General features: G+C 64.0%; 5 protein-coding genes, 1 tRNA gene and 1 pseudogene. 2 read left to right on the top strand and 5 right to left on the bottom strand.

Annotated elements, in window-relative coordinates:
• Positions 1 to 89 (bottom strand): annotated as a pseudogene (locus EOA27_RS42255) (YggT family protein); the annotation flags it as partial.
• A gap of 192 nt (positions 90 to 281) precedes the next feature.
• On the opposite strand from EOA27_RS42255, the gene EOA27_RS21950 reads away from it, so the two are divergent.
• Positions 282 to 357: transfer RNA gene (locus EOA27_RS21950), tRNA-Ala, on the top strand.
• Between the two features lie 176 nt (positions 358 to 533).
• Entirely contained in the window at positions 534 to 977 is a 444-nt protein-coding gene (locus EOA27_RS21945; protein ID WP_126080528.1) for a hypothetical protein, read from the top strand.
• Positions 978 to 1,089: 112 nt separating this feature from the next.
• Here the strand turns inward: EOA27_RS21945 and EOA27_RS21940 are convergent, their stop codons facing one another.
• The 4 genes from EOA27_RS21940 to EOA27_RS21925 all read right to left on the bottom strand — a co-directional run bounded on the left by EOA27_RS21940 (position 1,090) and on the right by EOA27_RS21925 (position 4,837).
• Entirely contained in the window at positions 1,090 to 1,422 is a 333-nt protein-coding gene (locus EOA27_RS21940; protein WP_126080529.1) for a hypothetical protein, read from the bottom strand.
• Positions 1,423 to 1,977: 555 nt separating this feature from the next.
• Positions 1,978 to 2,463: a hypothetical protein gene (locus EOA27_RS21935; RefSeq protein ID WP_245463414.1), complete on the bottom strand. Its 486-nt coding sequence runs from the start codon at positions 2,461 to 2,463 to the stop codon at positions 1,978 to 1,980.
• Positions 2,464 to 2,567: 104 nt separating this feature from the next.
• Complete coding sequence (locus EOA27_RS21930; protein WP_127257152.1) at positions 2,568 to 3,962, bottom strand: multicopper oxidase family protein; 1,395 nt, start codon at positions 3,960 to 3,962, stop codon at positions 2,568 to 2,570.
• A 71-nt stretch (positions 3,963 to 4,033) separates the two neighbouring features.
• Positions 4,034 to 4,837 carry an energy transducer TonB gene (locus EOA27_RS21925; RefSeq protein ID WP_127257150.1) on the bottom strand — a complete coding sequence of 268 codons (804 nt, stop codon included), beginning with the start codon at positions 4,835 to 4,837 and terminating at the stop codon, positions 4,034 to 4,036.
• Positions 4,838 to 4,910: the final 73 nt, after the last annotated feature.

Here is a 4,910-nt window from a genome sequence, read left to right as displayed (position 1 = left end):
GCGTAGAGCCAGGAAAAGATCGCCGAGGCGATAATGATCCACCAGTAGATATCAAGCGCCATGACGATGGTCTGAATAAGGGCGATCATGCCGGTCTCCAAATTGTCGCCGACATGTAGCCATTGCTAAGCGTGCGGGCAAGGCCCGCGGGCTTGCCGTGCGGGCAAGGCCCGCGGGCTTGGCGAGTGGGCAAGGCCCCCCGGCCACGGCGCTTGTGGCCGGCCCGGTCTTTCGCCTTGACATCAAACGGCCGCGACCGATACAAGCCGATCCGCTGGAACGGGGCTGTAGCTCAGCTGGGAGAGCGCATCGTTCGCAATGATGAGGTCAGGGGTTCGATCCCCCTCAGCTCCACCAGCCAGCACCGCCGGTGCTTTTCACGTCGCCTTCTGCCTCCTTGCTCGCCATTTCGTGACCGCCGGATTTCGGGCCGCGTGGCTGGAACCAATGGCGGGGCAATTCGGTTCAGCTATACATTTGAAGCCAACGTGCGCGGCCGGTTGGGCAAGCGGCGATCCTTGAGGAGTTCCATCATGCAGATTTCGTCCAGGTTCCGTTCCGTCGCGGTTGCGGCAATCGCCGCCGCGGGCGTGACCATTGCCAGCGCCGCGCACGCCGACAGCGGCACGATCCGCTTTTCCGTCTACAAGGCGGCCTTCTTCATCGGCGGCTCCGGCGGTGAAGGCACGCTGACCTTCCATGGCAAACGTTATCCGATCTCGGTCGGCGGCGTCTCGGGCGGCCTCGCTTTCGGGGCCTCCAAGACCTATTTCCAGGGCAGGGTGCGCCATATCCGCCGCGCAAGCGACGTGACGGGCGTCTACGGCGCTGCCGGCGGCGGCGGGGCCCTCGGCAAGGGCGCCCAGGTGATCGTCATGACCAATGACAAGGGCGCTCAACTCGAGCTCACCGGCAGGCAGGTCGGCCTGCAGGTCAATGCCGATCTCAGCGGCATCAGCATCGCGCTGAAGCGGTAGAAGGAACAGCCTCGGCTCTTCGTGGATAGGCCGGCAAAGGCGCTGCTCGGGCGCCGAATGCCGGCCACTAGAGGCTAAGAGACGCTTGGCAGGGTCTCGGCCTCAAGGCGCCTCAATCGTCCCAGTCATCCCAATTATCTTCGTCCCGCGGGGGGTAGTTTGGAACGACCCGGATAATCGGCCGCGGACGTTGATAGCGCCAGTCATACTCGTCCCGTGGCTGCGGCTCATAGGTGCGATAAGCGGGCTGGTAATAGTGTTTCCGCCAGTATTGGTGCTTGTTGTGCGGCCGAACGCAGTATCCGTCCTCGGTCAGATAGGCGCATGTGACATGCGCCTCCCGCACCAGGCTATTTTCAGCCGGCACGCCGATGATCGGCGCCGCCTCCACCGCCGGCATCACCGCCAGCATGGTCCCGGCAAGGGCAAGAATGGGTAATTTCATCGGCCTCTCCAACCTTTCCAGAATAAGGCCGGAAGAACGTCCTGATTGGGGGCGATTTGCGGCGACCGAGATCACTTTGATTTTCGGTCGCACATATGAGCGTTAGATGATGTAACGCGCCGGGATGCCCAGGGCCGCCTTCCGGCTGTGCGCCATCCCATTGATTTCCGCGAAATCGGCGCAAGCGCCGGGGATCGGTTGAAGCCGCCCGAACCTCGTCATTCTATGGCGGAGCAACGAGCGAAGCGACGCGGCGCAGACCATGGAATCCATTCCGTTCCGTTGCACGCCTTGGCGAAGGTAACGGCATGGATTCCAGGGTCTACGCGACGCCGCTTCGCCGCTGCTCCGCCCTGGAATGACGATCGCGATGGTCGTTTCGGCCAATCTCCATGGCATGCGACCTGCCAATTCAAACAGAGCCGACCGGTCAAAATCCCTTCCCGCGTCGAGGCCGAAGTGCTCCAGCTTTGCCTCGAGACGCCCGTCGCGCAATGTTCGGCGAGTTGGACGTCGGAAGCCCACAAGCGGAGTCTCGGACCGGCCTCGCTCCACTCACCTGGAAACTGCCCTCGCCTTGTGATTGCGTTGGCGCGCATAGGCCACACAGGCGTCCACCGTGCTGACGCAGAGCGCATCGACGCTGTTCGGCAGATTGTTGTCGCCGGCATAGGAGACCTCGGCGACATGGCCGCCGACCATGCGGATCTGCGTGTTGCAGTAGCCGCCGGGGGCGACATTGACTGACCCGCCGACCGCGGGAATCGCGCCCACGGCCATGGTCGGCACCGCGATGCTGAGGTTGCCGCGCTGCACGGTGCGTTGATAGGTCCAAATCTGGCCGGATGGTCCCGTATCGGCCGTCGCGGTCGGAAAGCCGGCGCACATACGGACGTCGGCCTCGCTGAGACCGACCATCTCCTTGCGGGCGGCGGCCGTGGTGGGGTCGACCTTGGCGATGCTGGATGTATCGTCCGGGATGACGCAGGACGACAGGATGGAGATGCCTGCCGCAACAAAGGCAAGTTTTCGAATACGCAAGGATGTCATGCCGTCGGTTGGAGTTGCGTGCCGCCCGCCTGCCCAGTTGGCTACCTAGGCAATCAGGCGGCGCGGTCAACCCACCTCACAAAAACGAGATGCCGTCACACCACCCGAAAATAGCTCGTCATGCCTGTCTTCTGATGCTCGATGATGTGGCAATGCAGCAGCCAGTCGCCGGGATTGTCGGCGACGAATCCCAGCTGCACCTTCTCGTCGGGCTGGATGAGATAGGTGTCGGAGACGAGCGGCTGCACTGGCCTGGTCGAGGACGACAGCACCTTGAAGCTCATGCCGTGCAAATGGATCGGGTGCGCGTGCGGCGTCAGGTTCTCCATGTCGATGATGTAGCTCTTGCCGAGCTTCAGTTCGGCGAGCGGCGCCGTCGGGTCGGGCGTGTCGCCCGGCCACGGCACCTTGTTGATCGCCCAGAAACTGTAACCGAGCGAACCGCAGATGCTGTCGGCCGAAACGTTTTCCGCCGTGGCGCTCAGCGCCAGCGGAATGCGCCTGGCGCTGGAAAGGTCCACCTCCGCCACCGGATTGACTTCCAGCGGGCCGAGATCGCGCAGATCGTGCTTGAGCGATTTGCCGACGGAACGCAGCGTCGCCACGATTTTCGGCTTGGTGCCCCGGACGTCGCGCAGGCTGACGATCGCGCCTTCCTCGTCGGGCATACGGATGGCAAGCTCCAGCCGCTGGCCGGGTCCAATCTGCAAGGCGTCCGGCGTAAACCGCTGCGGCACCGGGTTGCCGTCGAGCGCGATCACCGTTGCCTCGGCGCCGTCGACGCGGAAGGCGTAGATACGGGTGACGTCGGTGATGGCGGCGCGCAGCCGCACCAGTCCGCCGGCCGGCGCATCGAATTGCGGCTGTTCGAGCCAATTGGCGGTGCGCACCGTGCCGAAGGTGCCGGCCTTTGCGGCGTCGCGCGGCCGGAACGCCTCGCTGAACTGGCCATCGTCGCCGAGCCGCCAGTCGCGCAGGTTGATCACCATTTCGGCGTCGAAGGCCGGGTCCTTCAGGTTCTCGACCACAATCACGCCGGTCAACCCGTGACCCATCTGGATCAGCGTGTTGCAATGCGGGTGGTACCAGAAGGTGCCGGCGTCGGGCGGGGTGAAGGCATAGTCGAAATGGTCGCCCTGATAGACATAGGGCTGGATCAGGAACGGCACGCCGTCCATCTTGTTGGGAACGCGGATACCGTGCCAGTGGATGGTCGTCGGATCATCGATGCCGTTGATCAGCCGCGCGGCAAACGGTTCGCCTTTCCGCATCCTGACGACCGGCGGCGGGCCTGCCTCACCATAGGTCAGAACATTCTGCGTCGGCGCACCGTCCATCAGCCGCGCCTCGATGCTGGCGGTCTTCAGGATCAGCAGTTCGGGCGGGGTTGCGGCGAAGCCCGTCAATCTGCCGAAGGCTGCGGCACCGGTTCCGGCGAGACCGGCGACAGCTGCGGTTTTGAGAAGAGTGCGGCGGGTTAGTATCGTCATCTGATTTCGGCGGCAGGGTGCAGCGGCAAAGTTGAACGGTTTAGCCGCGTACCACCATCCGGTGCGCGGGCCTAGTCCCGCACGCTGAAGAAGAAGGGAGCCGTGCGGCTCAGGCGTGCACCCAGTTCCGGCGGTGGGGCAGGCACAGTTGCTCCTTGAACAATAGCAAGCCCCGCTCGGTCTAGATCGGCATCACCGGACGACCGGGCTAGCCGTGCAGAAAGGACTCGCCCTGACGCATCGACAGTGAAGGTCACCAAGACATTCCCTTCAGCCCGGCGCGCCTTTGCTGCGGTTGGGTATCGCTTATGTCGATTGAGCCAGGCTCTGAGCTTTGCGTCCCATTGCTTGGAGTCACCAGATACCCCCTGCGTTGCAGACGATTTGGGCGCCGCTGCCTTCGTCGCCGCCTTGGCGTCGATGCTGGCGATGGTCGTCGCCTTGGGCGTCGTCGCCTTTTCCTTTTTCACCCGTTCCTTCGGCTTTTCGACCGGCTTCTTCTCGACCTTCTTCCTGGCTTCGACCGGCTTCTGCGCCTTGACCTCGGCTTCCACAGGTTTCGGCTGCGGTAGCGGAATGGCGAAATCGGGCGCGATCGCCTCGACAGGATCCGGCACGAATTCATCCAGTGGCTGCTGCTCGCTCAGCGCCGCGATGGTCTGATGCACCGGCGCGACCTGTTCAGCCTCCTGCGTGTCGTCGAGTGGCTGTTCGGTGACCGGCTCTGCCTGCTCCGCCACCGGCGCCGGATCGGTCACCGGCTTCGTGTCGACGGGCTTTTCCGTCTCCTCCGCCGCATCGGGCGGCTCCGGTGTCACGGTGTCCAGCATCGCTGCCTCCTCCGGCACGGCGGGCGCGGTCATCAGCGGTGCCATCTCGACCGCCAGCGCCGGCGGCGGGCCGCCATCCTGCATTTCGGCGAAACTCAGATTCTGCACCGCATAGGCA

It is taken from the genome of Mesorhizobium sp. M2A.F.Ca.ET.037.01.1.1 (genome assembly GCF_003998075.1).
Taxonomy (GTDB): Bacteria; Pseudomonadota; Alphaproteobacteria; order Rhizobiales; family Rhizobiaceae; genus Mesorhizobium.
Note: the sequence above shows the minus strand (reverse complement) of the source record. Positions and strands in the feature narration are given on the sequence as shown.